General features: G+C 68.1%; 14 protein-coding genes and 1 tRNA gene. 9 read left to right on the forward strand and 6 right to left on the reverse strand.

All coding sequences use genetic code 11. The annotated features are described in order from the left end of the window. The first annotated feature begins 5 nt into the window (after positions 1-5). The gene (locus EOJ32_RS13415; protein ID WP_164871449.1) at positions 6-545 is read left to right on the forward strand and encodes a PAS domain-containing protein; all 540 of its coding nucleotides are present in this window, start codon (positions 6-8) and stop codon (positions 543-545) included. Beyond that, on the forward strand, positions 538-3,939 hold the full coding sequence (locus EOJ32_RS13420) for a chemotaxis protein CheB (RefSeq protein ID WP_127898911.1): 3,402 nt from the start codon (positions 538-540) through the stop codon (positions 3,937-3,939). Before EOJ32_RS13415 ends, EOJ32_RS13420 begins: the two co-directional genes overlap by 8 nt. On the opposite strand, the gene EOJ32_RS13425 is transcribed toward EOJ32_RS13420, so the two are convergent. Further along, complete coding sequence (locus EOJ32_RS13425; protein WP_052714870.1) at positions 3,936-4,517, reverse strand: TetR/AcrR family transcriptional regulator; 582 nt, start codon at positions 4,515-4,517, stop codon at positions 3,936-3,938. The two genes, EOJ32_RS13420 and EOJ32_RS13425, sit on opposite strands and share 4 nt — an antisense overlap. A 108-nt stretch (positions 4,518-4,625) precedes the next feature. Here EOJ32_RS13425 and EOJ32_RS13430 point away from each other — a divergent pair, with 108 nt between their 5' ends. Genes EOJ32_RS13430 through EOJ32_RS13440 form a run of 3 tightly spaced genes read left to right on the forward strand, consistent with a single transcriptional unit; the run spans position 4,626 to position 10,447 of the window. Next, a complete protein-coding gene (locus tag EOJ32_RS13430; protein ID WP_240542438.1) occupies positions 4,626-5,942 on the forward strand; it encodes an efflux RND transporter periplasmic adaptor subunit in 1,317 nt (438 codons plus the stop codon). A 6-nt stretch (positions 5,943-5,948) separates the two neighbouring features. Next, a complete protein-coding gene (locus tag EOJ32_RS13435) occupies positions 5,949-9,065 on the forward strand; it encodes an efflux RND transporter permease subunit (protein WP_127898913.1) in 3,117 nt (1,038 codons plus the stop codon). After that, the gene (locus EOJ32_RS13440) at positions 9,062-10,447 is read left to right on the forward strand and encodes an efflux transporter outer membrane subunit (protein WP_045998781.1); all 1,386 of its coding nucleotides are present in this window, start codon (positions 9,062-9,064) and stop codon (positions 10,445-10,447) included. Before EOJ32_RS13435 ends, EOJ32_RS13440 begins: the two co-directional genes overlap by 4 nt. Here EOJ32_RS13440 and eutC read toward each other — a convergent pair. The 3 genes from eutC to EOJ32_RS13455 all read right to left on the reverse strand — a co-directional run bounded on the left by eutC (position 10,444) and on the right by EOJ32_RS13455 (position 12,702). Continuing rightward, complete coding sequence (eutC, locus tag EOJ32_RS13445) at positions 10,444-11,172, reverse strand: ethanolamine ammonia-lyase subunit EutC (RefSeq protein WP_127898914.1); 729 nt, start codon at positions 11,170-11,172, stop codon at positions 10,444-10,446. The genes EOJ32_RS13440 and eutC overlap by 4 nt on opposite strands. Beyond that, on the reverse strand, positions 11,169-12,542 hold the full coding sequence (locus tag EOJ32_RS13450; protein ID WP_127898915.1) for an ethanolamine ammonia-lyase subunit EutB: 1,374 nt from the start codon (positions 12,540-12,542) through the stop codon (positions 11,169-11,171). Before EOJ32_RS13450 ends, eutC begins: the two co-directional genes overlap by 4 nt. Positions 12,543-12,615: 73 nt before the next feature. Further along, positions 12,616-12,702: transfer RNA gene (locus EOJ32_RS13455), tRNA-Leu, on the reverse strand. 107 nt (positions 12,703-12,809) lie between these two features. On the opposite strand from EOJ32_RS13455, the gene lipB reads away from it, so the two are divergent. From lipB to EOJ32_RS13475, 4 genes are all read left to right on the forward strand, one after another. Further along, positions 12,810-13,454 carry a lipoyl(octanoyl) transferase LipB gene (lipB, locus tag EOJ32_RS13460; protein WP_046000972.1) on the forward strand — a complete coding sequence of 215 codons (645 nt, stop codon included), beginning with the start codon at positions 12,810-12,812 and terminating at the stop codon, positions 13,452-13,454. 116 nt (positions 13,455-13,570) lie between these two features. After that, positions 13,571-14,011, forward strand: a complete 441-nt coding sequence (locus EOJ32_RS13465) for a cytochrome c family protein (protein ID WP_045981595.1) — start codon at positions 13,571-13,573, stop codon at positions 14,009-14,011. Between the two features lie 176 nt (positions 14,012-14,187). After that, a complete protein-coding gene (locus EOJ32_RS13470) occupies positions 14,188-15,864 on the forward strand; it encodes a cytochrome c oxidase subunit 1 (protein WP_045981596.1) in 1,677 nt (558 codons plus the stop codon). 70 nt (positions 15,865-15,934) lie between these two features. Continuing rightward, on the forward strand, positions 15,935-16,372 hold the full coding sequence (locus EOJ32_RS13475; RefSeq protein ID WP_341872773.1) for a DUF2244 domain-containing protein: 438 nt from the start codon (positions 15,935-15,937) through the stop codon (positions 16,370-16,372). Here EOJ32_RS13475 and EOJ32_RS13480 read toward each other — a convergent pair. Both EOJ32_RS13480 and EOJ32_RS13485 read right to left on the reverse strand, forming a co-directional pair. Further along, positions 16,369-16,557: a DUF3008 family protein gene (locus EOJ32_RS13480; protein ID WP_127898917.1), complete on the reverse strand. Its 189-nt coding sequence runs from the start codon at positions 16,555-16,557 to the stop codon at positions 16,369-16,371. The genes EOJ32_RS13475 and EOJ32_RS13480 overlap by 4 nt on opposite strands. A gap of 45 nt (positions 16,558-16,602) precedes the next feature. Then, the gene (locus tag EOJ32_RS13485) at positions 16,603-17,064 is read right to left on the reverse strand and encodes a GatB/YqeY domain-containing protein (protein ID WP_046001160.1); all 462 of its coding nucleotides are present in this window, start codon (positions 17,062-17,064) and stop codon (positions 16,603-16,605) included. Positions 17,065-17,092: the final 28 nt, after the last annotated feature.

A 17,092-nucleotide genomic window follows, 5' to 3' on the forward strand; every position in this document is an offset into this window, starting at 1 on the left:
TGACGATGCTCGACCCCACGCTGCCCGAAGCCCTGCGCGCCCAGATCGCGCGGTCGCGGATCGCCATTTCCCTGGCGGCGGCGATGCCCGACATGCCGCTGTGCATGGTCAACGACGCCTTCTGCCGGCTGACCGGCTTTGACGCCGATGACAGCTTGGGCCGCAACTGCCGCTTTCTGCAATCCTCCGCAACGCCGCGGGACCAGATCGGCGCGATGTCGCGGTTCCTGGCCGACGATGCACAGGACGACGGGCGGTTCCCGGTTATGAACCGCACCCGCGACGGGCGGTCGTTCATGAACCTGGTGTTCATGTCCAAGCTGCGCGGCGGCGACGGCACGCTGCGTTTCGTGATCGGGTCGCAGTTCGACGTGACCGCATCGGACGCGGCAGGAACGATCGCGCGCGATGATGTGGCACTTAGCCGCAACATGGCGGACTTGCGCCGGGCCGCGGGACAGTTCGGACTGATCATGTCGGATTCCACGGGGCTGATCGCCCGTTCGATCAGCACGCTTGCAAGGATCACGTTGCGCGATGAATGACGCCTCGCCCCCACGCGCCACCACGCGTCCGCCCTTCGCCGTCGTCGGCATCGGCGCCTCGGCCGGGGGGCTCGAGGCGTTGCACGACCTGCTGCGTGATGTGCGGCGCGAGGACCCGGCTGCCTATGTCGTCATCCAGCACCTGGACCCGACGCATGACAGCGTTCTGGCCGAACTGCTGGACCGGCGCACCGCGCTCAGCGTGCAGCAGGCGACCGACGGCACGGTGCTGCAGCCGGGTCATGTCTATACCATCCCCCCCGGCGCGCGGATGCTGATCAGCGACGGACGCCTGCACCTGACCGATTTCGACCAGCCGCGCGGGCTGCGCCGCCCGATCGACGACTTCTTCGAAAGCCTGGCGCATGACCGCGGCCCGGCCGCTGCCTGCGTGATCCTGTCGGGCACGGGGGCGGACGGCACGTTGGGGCTGCGCGCGGTCAAGGAACATGGCGGCATCTGCGTCATCCAGGAACCGCGTACCGCCCGGTATGACGGAATGCCCCTCTCGGCGCAGTCGACCGGGCTGGTGGACTATGTTCTGCCGCCGGAACGGATCGTGCCCGCCATCCTGCAGTTCTTCGATTCCAGCGAAACGCAGCAGGCCGACGACGCGATGCTGGCCGATGCGCGGCTGATCTGCCAACACCTGCTGGACCGGTGCGGGCACGATTTCTCGGGCTACAAGATGACGACGCTGGTGCGGCGCATCCGCCGACGGCTGCAGGTCCTCAACATTGACGGTACGCGCGACTATCTGCGCCACCTGCAGCGCCATCCCGACGAATGCGAGGCGCTGCTGAACGAGTTCCTGATCAACGTGACGCGGTTCTTCCGCGACCCCGAGATGTTCCAGGCCCTGCGCGAACAGGCGATCCGCCCGATGGTCGCGGCCGCCGACGGAGAGGAGCTGCGCGTCTGGGTCGCCGGCTGCTCATCCGGCGAGGAGGCCTATTCCGTCGCGATGCTGATCGATACGGAAATGCGCGCCGCCGGATTGCGGCCCCGCTTCACCGTGTTCGCCAGCGACATCGACAAGAAGATGATCGAGATCGCCCGCGCCGGCACCTATCCGATCAGCGCCTTGGCCGACATCCCCGAGGAGATGCGCGCGGCCTATACCACACATCGCGACGCGCTGATGCAGATCACGCCGCAGCTGCGCGACCGGGTGCGTTTCTCGCTGCATTCGGTGCTGCGCGATCCGCCCTTTGCGCGGGTCGACCTGATCTCCTGCCGCAACCTGCTGATCTATCTGGACGAAGATCTGCAGTCTCAGGTGCTGCCGCTGTTCCACTATGCCCTGCGCCCCGGCGGCTACCTGTTCCTTGGCCCGTCCGAAGGGGTGCGTCGCGAATCCATGCACTTCACCGAGCTGGACCGCCCCGCGCGGCTGTTCCAGCGTGACGCGACGCCCGCGCGCCTGCCGCTGGACATGCCGTTCCTGCGGTCCGAGGGCGACCGCCCCGCCCCCGCCACCCGCAGCCGCAAGGCCGAGGACGGTGCGGCCCGCGACGGGGCCCTTGCCGCACAGCGCCGGGTGCTGGACCGGTTTGCGCCGGCCTCGCTGCAGGTGTCCCCTGCGGGAGAGGTCCTGTGGACGGCGGGCAGGCTGGGCCGTTTCCTGGCCGTCGATCCGACCGCCAGAAAGCCGATCCTGGCACCGCAGATCGTGCATCCGGGCCTCAAGGAGGCAGTGACCGCCGCGCTGGACCAGGTGGCCGGAACGGGCCGCGCGGCGATCCTGCGCAACCTGCTGGCGCGGTCCGACCTGGGGGCGCAGCCGGTGACCCTGTTCGCGGAACCCCTGCCCGACCGCAGCGTCCTGCTGGTATTTCACGACGCGGGCGTACAGGCCCTGCCCGACACGCTGGACGAGACGGATGAGCTGAGCGTCACCGAATCCCGGTCGGACCTGCTGGAGGAGCAGCTGCGCCTGACGCGGATCGAGCTGCACGGCGCCGTCCAGGAGCTTGAGACCGCGAACGAGGAGCTGAAGAGCTCGAACGAAGAAATGATGTCGATGAACGAGGAGCTTCAGTCCACGAACGAGGAGCTGAGCACCGTCAACGACGAGCTGAAGTCCAAGATCGACGACCTGACGGCCGCCAACAGCGACCTGCAGAACTTCTTTTCCGCGACCAAGATCCCGTTGCTGGTTGTCGACCGCGACGTGCGGGTGCGCAACTTTACCGCCGCGGCGCTGCAGATCTTTCCGCTGCGTCGGTCCGATCACGGCCGCCCCCTGGCCGACGTGTCCAACGTCTTTGCCAGCGACGTCCTGCTGTCGATGGCGGCCGAGGTGGCCCGCCAGGGCGAGGCGCAGGGTACCGAGCTGGTCGAGGCCGGCGGCACCCGCGTCTGGCGCGTCGATGCCAAGCCCTATCGCGGCCCCGAGGGGCATCTGGACGGCGCCATGCTGGTCTTCGAGGACGTCACCGCGCTGCGCGACCTGCGCGTCGAGGTCGAGCGGCAGGAGGAGCGGCTGAACGCGGTGCGGTCCATGGCGCGGATCGCGGTCTGGCATTACGACGCCGCATCGCGGATGCTGACCATCGACGACAGCTCGGACCTGCTGGGCCTGGGCCAGACGGCGCAGCTGCCGCTGTCGGCCTTCGCGGCCCTGATCGCGCCCGCCGACCGTGACGGGCTGCTGGCCGACCTGCAGGCCTGCGCCGCGGGCACGGCCTTTCGGCGCGTGGTGTCGCCTTCGTCCGACGCACGCTCCGCCGTGCGGTTGGAGACGGCGGCCGCGCGGTTCGGGACCGACGACGGCGATTGCCGCGTGCTGGGGGTCATGCTGGACGTGACCGCCGCGCAATCGGCCGCCACGCTGCGCGAAGCGGTGATTTCCGAGATGGACCACCGGGTCAAGAACCTGTTCACCCAGATCTCGGCGATGCTGCGGATGGCAGCCCGCGAGACCGACGACGCCCAGACCGTGGTCGAGGAGGTCTCTGCCCGGATCAATGCGCTGGCCAGCTCTCATGGACTGACCACGGCGCGGGGCACCAAATCGCAGCTGCCTCTGGCCGATCTGATCGCGACCACGCTGGCGCCCTATGACGGTGCGCGGATCGACAGCGGCGGTGACGACCTGACCATCCCGGCCCGCCTGGTGGTCCCGATGTCGCTGATCCTGCACGAACTGGCCACGAACGCGTTCAAGTACGGCGTCCTGGGGCCGGTCGACGGTGCGCTGCAGATCACGTGGCGGCGCGATGGCGACGGGGCGGTGCTGGACTGGACCGAACGCTATGACGCGCCGCGGGCGCAGGACGAACCCGATGCGGGCTTCGGCTCGATCCTGCTGGAGGGGGCGACATCGCAGATCGACGGCACGTTGCAGGTGACGCTGGACGCGGACAGCCGCCGCACCCGCCTGACCTTCTAGGTCAGCAGCGCGCCGACCTGCCGCATCTGCTGGCGCAGCATGTCGGGAATGTCGGATTCGGTCATCGTCTCGTCCCCCGCCCAGGTGCGCACGGCATGCGACAGCGCGTGGGTCGCCAGTTCGGCGATCAGCATCGCCTCGGCCTGGCGGTCGGGGCCCAGGCGGGCGTGCAGCAGCCCGCCGATCGTCAGGGCGATGTTGTCCATCGAATTGCGGAACACGGCCATCAGCTCGGGGGTGGTGTCCCAGACCTGTTCGATCATGCGGACGACCTGGCGGTCCAGGTCCTTCAGTTCCAGCATCCGTCCCAGCAACAGCGCCAGATCGTCGATCAGTGCCCCCTTGGACGTCACGATCCAATCGGCCGTGCAGGGTTCCAGCTGCGGCGGCATGCCCAGGACCGCGGCCTGCTTGTTGGCGTAATAGTTGAAGAAGGTGCGCGGACTGATCCCTGCCTCGGCGGCAATGGAATCGGTGGTGACCGCCGCATAGCCCGACCGGATGCTCAACCGCAGCGCGGCCAGCTGGATCTCTCGGGCGGTCTGCTGACGGCGGCGGTCGCGCAGGTTGCTGGTCATTTTCGGGGCAGTCTCCTCGTGCAGTCGAAGCAAACATTGCATAGTCCGCAAAAACATGCAATCAGCGCGCAACAGTGACGCCCCGTCGGGTGCTTATCCAGGACAAAGATGATGCCGAAACACAGCCTTGCGACCGGCGCCGCCATGGTCGCCGCGATTCTGTCCACCTCCGCGGCATGGGCACAGGCGCCCGAAGGGATGCCGCCCAAGCAGGTGGGCGTCATGCAGGTGGCGGTTCAGGACGTTCCGCGAATCGTGACCCTGCCCGGTCGCGCGGTCGCGGTGTCGGAGACCGCCATCCGCCCCCGCGTCGGCGGCATCGTGACCGAGATCCTGTACGATCCCGGCGCCGCGATCGAGGCGGGCACCCCGATGTTCCGCATCGAGGACACCACCTATCAGGCGAACCTGGCCAGTGCCGAGGCGCAGGTCGCCTCTGCCCGCGCGCAGGTGACGCAGTCGCAGTCGTCGTTTGACCGTACCCAGCAGCTGCTGGGGTCTGGGACGACCCAGGCCCAGGTCGAACAGGCCCAGGCCGCGCTGGACCAGGCGAACGCCGCGCTGCAATCGGCCGAGGCCGACCTGACGCTGGCACAGGCCGAACTGGGCTGGACCACGGTCACCAGCCCTCTGTCGGGCATCGCCAGCGTGTCGGCGGCATCGGTGGGCGATCTGGTGACCGCCGGACAGGCGGACGCCATGGCCACCGTCACCCAGCTGGACCCGATCGAGGTCGACATGTACGAACCCTCGTCGCGCTTCCTCAGCGTGCTGGACGACATCAACGACGGCAACCTGCGCCTGAACGACGAACTGGCCGCGACCCTGACGCTGGAGAACGGCCGCGAATACCAGGCGGTTGGCCAGCTGGTCGCGCCCGGCGTGACCGTGTCGACCTCGACCGGGTCGATCGACACGCGGTTCCGGTTCGACAATCCCGACAACCTGCTGCTGCCGGGCATGTTCCTGCGCGGGCAGGTCGATCTGGGCGTGACCTCGGCGATCCTGGTGTCGCAGTCGTCGGCCACGCGTGACAAGGTCGGCACCCTGACGGCCTGGGTCGTCGAGGATGGCAAGGTCAGCCAGCGCCAGCTGACCGAGGACGGCACCTACAAGCACCAGTGGATCGTCACCGACGGCATCGAGGATGGCGAGACCCTGGTCGTCGACGGTCTGACAGGGCTGGCCGAGGGCATGGAGGTCGTCACCGTCCCCGTGACCATCGACGAAACCGGCGTCGTGCGCGAACAGGCCCCCGCCCAAGGCGCCCCCGCCGATGCAGCCCCCACGGATGCAGCGCCCACGGATGCGGCCTCCGCCGACACGGCCCCCGACGCAGCCGCGGCCGACGCGGGAACCGACACCGGCCCCGCCGACGCAGCCCCCGCGGAGGCGGATGCCGCCCCCGCCGGCGCGACGGAGTAATCGCGCATGGCACGTTTCTTCATTCACCGGCCCGTCTTTGCATGGGTGATCGCCCTGATCACCATGCTGGTCGGCGCGCTTGGCCTGAACAGCCTGGCCATCGAACAGTATCCCCAGATCGCACCCACGACGGTGCAGGTCCGGGCCACCTATAACGGCGCCTCGGCCGAGATCGTCGAATCCTCGGTCACCACGGTGATCGAGGACGCGATGACCGGCATCGACGGCCTGACCTACATGACGTCGAATTCGACGCCGGGGTCGGCATCGGTCGCGCTGACCTTCGACGACACCGTCGACCCCGAGATCGCCCAGGTCCAGGTGCAGAACAAGCTGCAGCTGGTCACGTCGCAGCTGCCCGACGTGGTGCAGCAGCAGGGCGTGCAGGTCGAACGCTCGACCAGCTCGATCCTGCTGGTGGCGGCGCTGACGGCGGAAGAGGGCACCTATACCACCGTCCAGCTGGGCGACCTGATCTCGCAGTTCATCGAGGATCCGGTCAAGCGCACGCCGGGCGTCGGGTCGATCAACACCTTCGGCTCGGGCTATGCGATGCGGGTCTGGATGGACCCGATGAAGATGGTCCAGTACAGCGTCACGCCCGCCGACGTCACCGCGGCCGTGGCCGCGCAGAACACCAACGTCACCGTGGGCGACCTGGGCGCGCAGCCCGCCGCCGAGGGCCAGCGGCTGACCGTGTCGGTCACCGCGCAGTCGCAGCTGTCGACGGTCGAGGAGTTCGAGAGCATCCTGCTGCGCGTCGATCCCGACGGATCGACGGTCTTTCTGGGCGACGTCGCCCGGATCGAGATCGGTCAGGAAAGCTATGGCGGCAGCTCGCGCTACAACGGTAACCCGGCCGCGGCCGTCGCCGTGAACCTGGCCACCGGCGCGAACGCCGTGTCGACCGCCGCCGCCGTGCGCGACACCATCGACGGCCTTGCCGACGCCCTGCCCGCCGGAGTCGAGATCACCTATCCCTATGACACCTCCCCGTTCGTGGAAAAGTCGATCAGCCAGGTTTACAAGACCCTGGCCGAGGCCGTGCTGCTGGTGTTCCTGGTGATCCTGGTCTTCCTGCAAAGCTGGCGGGCGACGATCATCCCGGTGGTGGCGATCCCCGTCGTGCTGCTGGGCACCTTCGCCGTGCTGGCGGTGGCGGGCTTCTCGATCAACACGTTGACGATGTTCGCGCTGGTGCTGGCCATCGGCCTTCTGGTCGACGACGCCATCGTGGTCGTGGAGAACGTCGAGCGGGTGATGGAGGAAGAGGGCCTGGGCCCCGTCGAGGCCACCGAAAAGAGCATGGACGAGATCACCTCGGCGCTGGTCGGCATCGTGCTGGTCCTGTCGGCGGTGTTCCTGCCGATGGCGTTCCAGACCGGCGCCACCGGGGTCATCTATCGCCAGTTCTCGATCACCATCATCACCGCGATGATCCTGTCGCTGGGCGTGGCCGTGATCCTGACCCCCGCCATGTGCGCAAGCCTGCTCAAGGCGCGCAAGCATGGCCAGGGCGGCATCGCCCCCGCCCGCTGGTTCAACCGCAACCTGGACCGGACCACGACCGGCTATGTCGGCATCGTCACGCGGCTGGTGAAGCGCCCGCTGCGGATGCTGATCGTCCTGGTCGCGATCGGGTTCGGCGTGATGACGCTGTTCGACCGCCTGCCCGGATCGTTCCTGCCCGACGAGGATCAGGGCGTCGCCCTGGCCATCATCCAGGGCCCGGACGGATCGACCACCCAGCAGACGCAGGCCCTGGTCGAAAAGGTCGAGCAGTACCTGCTGACCCAGGAAACCGATACGGTGGAATCGGTCTTTGCCGCGCTTGGCTTCAGCTTCGGCGGGACCGGGCAAAGCAACGCGCTGGTCTTCATCAAGCTGCGCGACTATGCCGAACGCGACGGGTTCGACATCGCGTCGCTGGTGAACCGGGCGAACGGCTATTTCTTCACCACCAACCGCCAGGGCCAGATCTTTGCCCTGCAGCCGCCCGCGATCCAGGGCCTGGGCACGTCCTCCGGCTTTACCATGTACCTGGTGGACCAGACGGGTCAGGGCCAGGACGCACTGGCCGCCGCCGCCAACCAGCTTGTCGCGGATGCGCAGGCCGGTGGCCAGGTCACCAACCTGCGCGGCAACGAGACCGCCAACACCCAGACCGCCCTGCGCCTGGACATCGATCAGCAGAAGGCCGCGGCCTTTGGCCTGAACATCGGTGACGTGAACGCGATGCTGTCTGTGATCTTTGCCGGGCGCGACGTGAACGACTTTGCGCTTGGCAACGACCTGCGGCCCGTGGTGGTCCAGGGCGAGGCCGCAAGCCGCAGCCAGCCCGAGGACATCGAACGCTGGTATGCCCGCAACAGCCAGGGGGAAATGGTGTCCTTCGGCGCCTTCGCCGATCAAAGCTGGCAGCAGGAACCGCAATCGCTGGCGCGTTTCGGCGGCACGCGGGCGCTGGAGCTCAGCGGAGCGGCCGTTCCCGGCCTGTCCTCGGGCGAGGCGATGGACGTGATGGAACAGATGGTGGCGGACATGGACGGCGGCTATGGCACCGCATGGACCGGGCTGTCGTTCCAGGAACGGCTGTCGGGCAACCAGGCGCCACTTCTGTTCGCGCTGTCGGCGCTGGTCGTGTTCCTGTCGCTGGCCGCGCTGTACGAAAGCTGGTCGGTGCCGCTGGCGGTCATGCTGACCGTTCCGGTGGGCATCCTGGGCGCCCTGGCGGCCGCGCTGTTCTTCGGACAGTCGAACGACGTGTACTTCAAGGTGGGTCTGCTGACGACCATCGGGCTTGCCGCCCGAAACGCCATCCTGATCGTCGAATTCGCCGAGGCGCAGGTCAAGGAGGGCAAGACCGTGGTCGAGGCCGCCCTGATCGCATCGCGCCAGCGTCTGCGCCCGATCCTGATGACCACGTTCGCGTTCATGCTGGGCGTGCTGCCGCTGGCCATCGCGTCGGGCGCCGGTGCGGGGGCGCAGAACTCGATCGGCATCGGCGTTCTGGGCGGCATGGCTTCCTCTGCCGTCATCGGGATCTTCCTGGTGCCGGTCTTCTATGTGGCCGTGCTCAAGATCCGGTCGCTGCTGTCGCGCAAGAAGGAAAAGACCTCGTGACGTTTCCCCGTATGACCCGCGCGACACTGTCGCTGACGGCGCTGTTGATGATCTCCGCCTGCGCGGCGGTGGGGCCCGACCCCACCGCCCTGCCCGACACCCGCGTCCAGGGCGCCTTCGCCGAAGGCGGCGGCGGCCCCGTGGGCCAGGTCGGCACCACGGCCTTCTGGTCGGGCTATCAGGACCGCACCCTGTCGCGGCTGATCGCGGACGGGCTGGACACCAGCCTGGACATCATCACCGCCAACGAACGCATCCGTGCCGCGGCGGCCGACCTACAGGCCACCCAGCCCCTAGCGGCCCAGATCAGCGGAGAGCCCGCATCGGCCAGCCGCGTGCGGTCGGGCGGCGACGGTCAGGCGACCGGCTATACCAGCAGCGCCAACCTGTCGGCGGGCTTCGTGTTCGACCTGTTCGGGGGCGCGCGCCGTGCCCGCGAAGGGGCCGCTGCGGGCGTCGCATCGGCCGAGGCGCAGGCCCAGGTCACCCGGCTGGCATGGCTGGCCGAGGTCATCAGCGCCTATTCCGACGCGCGCTACAACCAGCAGGCGCTGGCTCTGACCCGCGACACGATCGAGGCGCGCCAGGCCACCCTGAGCGTCACCCGCGACAGCCAGGCCCTGGGCCTTGCCACCGATTTCGACATCGCCCAGACCGAGGCACTGCTGCAGACCGCGCAGGCCGACCTTCCCGCCTTCGAGGCACAGTTCAACGCGCAGGTCTATCGCCTGTCGACGCTGCTGAACCAGCAGGCCGGGCCGCTGATGTCGCAGATGCAGGGCGGATCGGGCGCGCTGCGCATCCCGCCCGGCCCCGGCACCGGGGTCCCGGCCGAACTGCTGCGCAACCGTCCAGACGTGCGCGCGGCCCAGCAGGATCTGGTGCAGGCGCTGGCGGCAGTGGGGGTCGCGACGGCGGACATGCTGCCCTCGCTGTCGCTGACGGGCACGGTCAGCGACACGGGCGGGGCGACGGGCTGGGGCTTTGGCCCGCGCATCAGCCTGCCGGTGGCCAATCAGGGCATCCTGGGCGCGACCCGCACCCGCCGCGTGTCCGAGGCGCGCCAAGCCGATCTGGCATGGCGCAGCCAGGTCGCGGCCTCGGTCGAGGATGTGCAGACCAGCCAGTCGAACCTGCGCCGCCTGCGCCAGCGCGTCGATGCGCTGGACCGCGCGGCGGCCAGCTATGACCGGGCCTATGCCCTGGCGCGCACGAACTTCGAGGCGGGCGCCCTGCCGCTGGTCGATCTGCTGGACGCCGACCGCCAGCGTGCGGCGGCACGCCTGCAGGCCGCATCGGCCCGCAACGACGCCGCCAAGGAGTGGGCCGCGCTGCAGATCGCGACCGGTGCCGGTGCCGCCGTGGCGCGGATCGCCGACTAAGCCCGTGGCGGCAGCAGGGCGCTGCCGCCGCTTTCGTCTTTCAGCGCGATGCCCGTCGCGCCGATCCGACGCCCCTGCATCACCAGCCAGGCCAGCCGTTCGGCGGCGGCCTGATGGGACAGCCCCCCGTTCGGATGAATGTTCGACACGCAGTTGCGCGCGTTGTCGCGCAGCCCGATCCGAGGCGCATGGGTCAGATAGGCGCCAAGGCTGTCGGCCACCGACAGTCCAGGCCGTTCGCCGATCAGCATCAGCACCATGCCCGCCCGCGTGGCCGCCCCGATCGCATCGCCCAAGGCCACCCGCGCGCCCTGCGCCAGAATCACCGGACGCCCCGCCAGTTCCGGCAGGCAGGCGAGCAGCGCGCGCACCACGCCCGCGGCCTGCGCCATGACCGCGGGCGCGGACAGCCCGTCCCCGATCACCACCTGCAGCGGCGCGTCCAGCCGGGGCAGGTCATGGGGCGCCAGCCGCCGCCCCAGGTCGGGGCGGCGCAGATAGGTGGCGCGGTCGGTCGCCATGCTGTCCACCCGCAGCACCGGCAGCGGGCCAAGGTCCTGCGCCAGCGCGTCCCAATCCACCTGCCCGTGGATCGCATCGCGCGCCGCCGCGTGGTCCTGCTGAAACCGCAGCAGGTCCGGCAGCGCGGTGGGCCCGGCCCCCGCCTGCAGCCGCACCCGCGCCGGTGTCAGGGCGGACAGGCGGTGCAGGTCCGGCGCGCTCATGCGGACAGCCCCAGGCGGCGGGCCATCGCGCCGGTATCGGGCAAGGCACGACCCACAAGGCCGAACGCATCCAGCCAGGCCGCGAATTCGGGTGCCGGGGTCAGGCCGGTGGTTTCGCGCAGATAGGCGATGTCCTCGAATGCTAGGCTTTGATAACCCAGCATCACGTCGTCGGCGCCCGGCACGGCGATCACGAAATTGACCCCCGCCTGCGCCAGCAGCGTCGACAGCGTGTCCATGTCGTCCTGGTCGGCCTCGACATGGTTGGTATAGCAGACATCGACCCCCATCGGCAGGCCCAGCAGCTTGCCGCAGAAATGATCCTCCAGCCCCGCACGGATGATCTGCTTGCCGTCGAACAGGTATTCCGGCCCGATGAAGCCCACGACAGTATTGACCAGCAGCGGCGCATAGGCGCGGGCGACGCCCTGGGCGCGGGCCTCCATCGTCTGCTGATCGACACCGTGATGGGCGTCGGCCGACAGGGCGGACCCCTGCCCCGTCTCGAAATACATCACGTTCTGGCCGACCGTGCCCCGCCCCGCCGCCAGTCCCGCCTGATGGGCCTCCTCCAGCATCGACAGGGTGATGCCGAAACCTTCGTTGGCAGCCTGGCTGCCCGCGACCGACTGGAAGATCAGGTCCACGGGCGCGCCCCGCTCCAGCAGGGTCAGGGCGTTGGTCACATGGGTCAGCACGCAGGTCTGCGTGGGGATGTCCAGCGCCTGGCGCATCTCGTCCAGGGCGGTCAGCAGGGCGTGGCAGTTGGCCAGGTTGTCCGACGCCGGGTTGATCCCGATCACTGCGTCGCCCGCCCCCTGCAGCAGCCCGTCCAGCACCGCGACCGCGATGCCGCGCGGGTCATCCGCCGGATGGTTGGGCTGCAGCCGCGAGGCCAGCACCCCCGCCCCTCCGATGGTGTTCCGGAATGCCGTGATGACCCGCACCTTGCGCGCCACGCGGATCAGATCCTGGTTGCGCATCAGCTTGCTGACCGCGGCCACCATCTCCGGCGTCAGGCCGGGGGCGACGGTGGCCAGCGCCGCACCGTCCGTGGCGGGTGACAGCAGCCAGTCGCGCAGATCGCCCACGGTCATCGACGCGACCGGCGCAAAGGCCGCGCGGTCGTGGCCATCGATGATCAGGCGTGTGACCTCGTCATCCTCATAGGCAATCAGTGCATCGGACAGGAAGGTGGTCAGCGGCAGGTCCATCAGCACGCGCCGCGCCGCCACGCGTTCCAGCGCGCTGCCCGCCGCGATCCCGGCCAGCTGATCGCCCGACCGTTCCTGCGAGGCCGCGGCCATCACCGCAGCCAGGCTGTCAAAGCGAAATCTGTGGTCGCGCGCTGTGGCGGCATACGTGGCCATGACCATCCCCGGTTGTCGGGGGACAGAATGACCCGAACGGCATCGGGGTCAAGGCATCGATGAAAGGGGGGGTTGGTGCGGCCGAGAAGACTCGAACTTCCACTCCGGTTAAGGAACAGCGACCTCAACGCTGCGCGTCTACCAATTCCGCCACGGCCGCATCCGGGCAGTGCGCGCCTGATAGCCGAGGCCGATTGCAAAGAAAAGCGGTTTCTGCGGATGCCGACGGATGTTGACGGGGAAGGACGAAGAGGCCACATCGCAACCATGGTTGAATGGATCATCAGCAGCGGCCTGACCGCGCATGCCGACGCCGTGGCCCTGATGGAGGATCGCGTGGCGCAGATCCATGCAGGCCAGGCCCCCGAGGCCGTCTGGCTGGTCGAGCACCCGCCCTTGTACACGGCCGGGACCAGCGCCCGCCCCCAGGACCTGCTGGACGCGCGCTTTCCGGTGCACCAGACCGGGCGGGGCGGTCAGTACACCTATCACGGGCCGGGCCAGCGCGTGGCCTATGTCATGCTGGACCTGAACCGGCGTGGCCGCGACGTGCGCGCCTTTGTCGGACAGCTGGAGGGGTGGGTGATCGACGCGCTTGCCAGCTTCGGCGTGTCAGGCCAGATCCGCGAGGGGCGCGTGGGCGTCTGGGTGCCGCGTCCCGACAAGCCCCCCCTGCCCGATGGCCAGATGCGCGAGGACAAGATCGCCGCCATCGGCGTCAAGCTGCGCCGATGGGTCAGCTTTCACGGCATCGCCGTCAACGTGGACCCCGACCTGTCGCATTACGGCGGGATCGTGCCCTGCGGGATCAGCGGGCACGGCGTGACCTCGCTGGTCGATCTGGGGCTGCCGGTAGGGATGGCCGATCTGGACGTGGCGCTGCGCCAGGGTTTTGCACGCACATTCGGCTAGGCCGGCGATCAATTCTTTCCTTGCGACCTTTCGATGGCTGGATTTCCGGGGCGCGTTGGTCCTACGGTGCCCTTCGGGAGACCACGGCCCCTCCAGGGCCCAGCGAGGAACTACGCATGAAATCAGCCATTGTCGGCGCCCTGTTGGGCGCGACCCTAGCCATCCCGGCCGTCGCGCAGGAAGCGGGCGACGCCGCCGCGGGCGAGGGCGAATTCCGCAAATGCCGCGCCTGCCACATGATCCAGGACGACAGCGGGACAGACATCGTCAAGGGCGGGGCCACCGGTCCCAACCTGTGGAACATCGTCGGCGCGCCCATCGCCCACATGGAAGGCTTCAACTATGGCGACGGCCTGCTGGCCGCCAAGGAAGCCAACCCGGACATGGTCTGGACCGAGGAGGAGCTGGTCGCCTACGTGACCGACCCGACGGCTTGGGTGAAGGAAAAGTCAGGCGACGATTCGGCCCGCAGCAAGATGACCTTCAAGCTGAACCGCAACCAGGCGGACGTCGCGGCCTATCTGGCCTCGGTTTCGCCGGACGCGCCCGCCGAATGATCCTCTGACGCGGCCCCGTGCCGCCTTGGCGCCCCGGCCGGGTTTTTCGGACCCGGCCGGGGCGTTTGCCTCCGGGGCCACTGTGACGCATTGCCCGGTGCCCGCAGGTGGTCTAAAGAATGCGTGATAATGACGGTCGACAGGCCGGATCGACGACATCTTGAGGGAGTTCGGGTATGGCAGACGCAGCCGCACACGGCCACGACGACCATCATGACACACGCGGGTTCTTCACCCGCTGGTTCATGTCCACCAATCACAAAGACATTGGTATTCTTTACCTTTTCACCGCCGGCCTGGCGGGCCTGATCTCGGTCAGCTTCACCGTCTACATGCGGATGGAACTGCACGAGCCGGGTGTGCAGTACATGTGCATGGAAGGCGCGCGATTCTTTGCGAATGCCGCGGCCGAATGTACCCCCAACGGACACCTGTGGAACGTCATGATCACGTATCATGGCGTGCTGATGATGTTCTTCGTCGTCATTCCGGCGCTGTTCGGCGGTTTCGGCAACTACTTCATGCCGCTGCAGATCGGTGCACCGGACATGAGCTTCCCGCGGATGAACAACCTCAGCTACTGGCTCTATGTCGCCGGCCTGCTGCTGGGCATCGCCTCGCTGCTGGCACCGGGCGGCAACCAGCAGCCCGGTTCGGGCATCGGCTGGGTGCTGTACCCGCCGCTGTCGACGACCGAGGGCGGCTATTCGACCGACCTCGCGATCTTCGCGGTTCACGTCTCGGGCGCCTCGTCGATCGTCGGTGCGATCAACATCATCACCACCTTCCTGAACATGCGCGCCCCCGGCATGACGCTGTTCAAGGTGCCGCTGTTCGCCTGGTCGGTGTTCATCACCGCCTGGCTGATCCTGCTGGCCCTGCCCGTCCTGGCCGGCGCCATCACCATGCTGCTGATGGACCGCAACTTCGGCACGAACTTCTTCAACCCGGCCGGCGGCGGTGACCCGGTGCTGTACCAGCACATCCTGTGGTTCTTCGGCCACCCGGAAGTGTACATCATCATCCTGCCCGGCTTCGGCATCATCAGCCACGTCATCGCGACCTTCTCGCGCAAGCCGATCTTCGGCTACCTGCCGATGGTCCTGGCGATGGCCGCGATCGGGATCCTGGGCTTCGTCGTCTGGGCGCACCACATGTACACCGTCGGCATGTCGCTGACCCAGCAGAGCTACTTCATGCTGGCCACGATGACGATCGCCGTGCCTACGGGCATCAAGGTCTTCTCGTGGATCGCGACGATGTGGGGCGGCTCGGTCGAGTTCAAGACGCCGATGCTCTGGGCCTTCGGCTTCCTGTTCCTGTTCACCGTCGGCGGCGTGACCGGCGTGGTGCTGAGCCAAGCGCCGCTGGACCGCGTGTATCACGACACCTACTATGTCGTGGCGCACTTCCACTACGTGATGTCGCTCGGCGCGGTCTTCGCGATCTTTGCGGGCATCTACTACTGGATCGGCAAGATGTCGGGTCGCCAGTACCCGGAATGGGCCGGCAAGCTGCACTTCTGGGCGATGTTCATCGGTGCGAACCTGACCTTCTTCCCCCAGCACTTCCTGGGCCGTCAGGGCATGCCTCGCCGCTATATCGACTATCCGGTGGAATACGCCTTCTGGAACGCGATCAGCTCGTGGGGCGCCTATCTGTCCTTCGCGTCGTTCATCTTCTTCATCGGCGTGATGTTCTACACCCTGTTCGCCGGCAAGCGCGTCACCCAGAACAACTACTGGAACGAGTACGCCGACACGCTGGAATGGACCCTGCCCTCGCCCCCGCCCGAGCACACGTTCGAGCAGCTGCCCAAGCGCGAGGACTGGGACCGCAGCCCGGCCCACTGAGGCACATCCCTCGATGCCCTATCATTGGACAGAAACGGCCCCGGACACGTCCGGGGCCTTTTTGCAAACCGTGACCCTGTGGCCGCACCGGTCGCTGCCCAAACGGGGCTTCGTCTGGTTCATCGGAACGACGGCCACGCTGCTGCTGCTGCCGATCCTGGCGGTTCTGGGGGCGCAGGTGCTGTGGGGGCTGCTGCCCTTTATGATGCTGACGGTGGGGGGCGTGTGGATCGCCCTGCGCCAGACCTATCGCACCGGACAGACGCGCGAGGAGCTGGTCATGGACCGCAGCCGCCTGCAGATCCGGCGCAACGATCCGGGACGTCCAGAGCGCCTGTGGCAGACCAACAGCTATTGGGTGCGCCCGGGCCTGCGCAATGGTCCGGTCGAGGCCTATCTGACCCTGTCCGACGGCCAGCGCGAGATCGAGCTGGGCGCGTTCCTGACCCCCGATGAACGCCGCGACCTCTGCGACGAGCTGATGCGGCGGCTGGCGCGGCTGCGCTAGTCGTCGTCGGCGCGGTCCGGCAGGTCGTCGTGGTCGGTCTTGGCAAAGTCTTCCAGCTCTGCCTCGGTCATGCTGTGATACATGTCCTTGGACGCGCCCTGTAGGTCGCCGACCTTCGTCTCGCCGCGCTTGGCGGACAGGGCGGCGCCTGCGGCGCGTTGCTGGGCTTTGGATCGTGCGGGCATGGGGTCACCTCCTGCCCGCACAACGCGTGATGCGACGCGCGGGTTTCAGGCCAGCAGGCGCGCCTTGACGGCCGGACCCACCGCACCGAAATCCATCTGGCCGGCATGGCGCTCCTTCAGCGCGGCCATCACGCGACCCATGTCGCGGATGCCCTCGGCACCCAGATCGGCGATGGCCGCGTCGATCGCGGCGGTCGTCTCGACGCTGTTCATCTGGCGCGGCAGAAACTCCTGGATCACGCCGATCTCGTCCTCCTCCTTGGCGGCCAGCTCCAGACGGCCGCCCTCCTCATAGGCCTTGGCCGATTCCTGGCGCTGCTTGACCATGCGCGACAGGATCATGACCAGGTCGCCCTCGGTCAGGGTGCCGTCGGTGTCCCCGCTGCGCGCGGCGATCTCGCGGTCCTTGACGGCGGCGGCGATCAGGCGCAGCGTCGACAGCCGGGCACTGTCGCGGGCCTTCATCGCCTCTTTGGTGGCGGCTTGCAGCTTGGCGCGCAGATCCATCTTCGTCTCCAACCCAAGGCGCGGGATG

The sequence above is a fragment of the Paracoccus sp. Arc7-R13 genome, from assembly GCF_004010775.1.
GTDB lineage: Bacteria > Pseudomonadota > Alphaproteobacteria > Rhodobacterales > Rhodobacteraceae > Paracoccus > Paracoccus marcusii.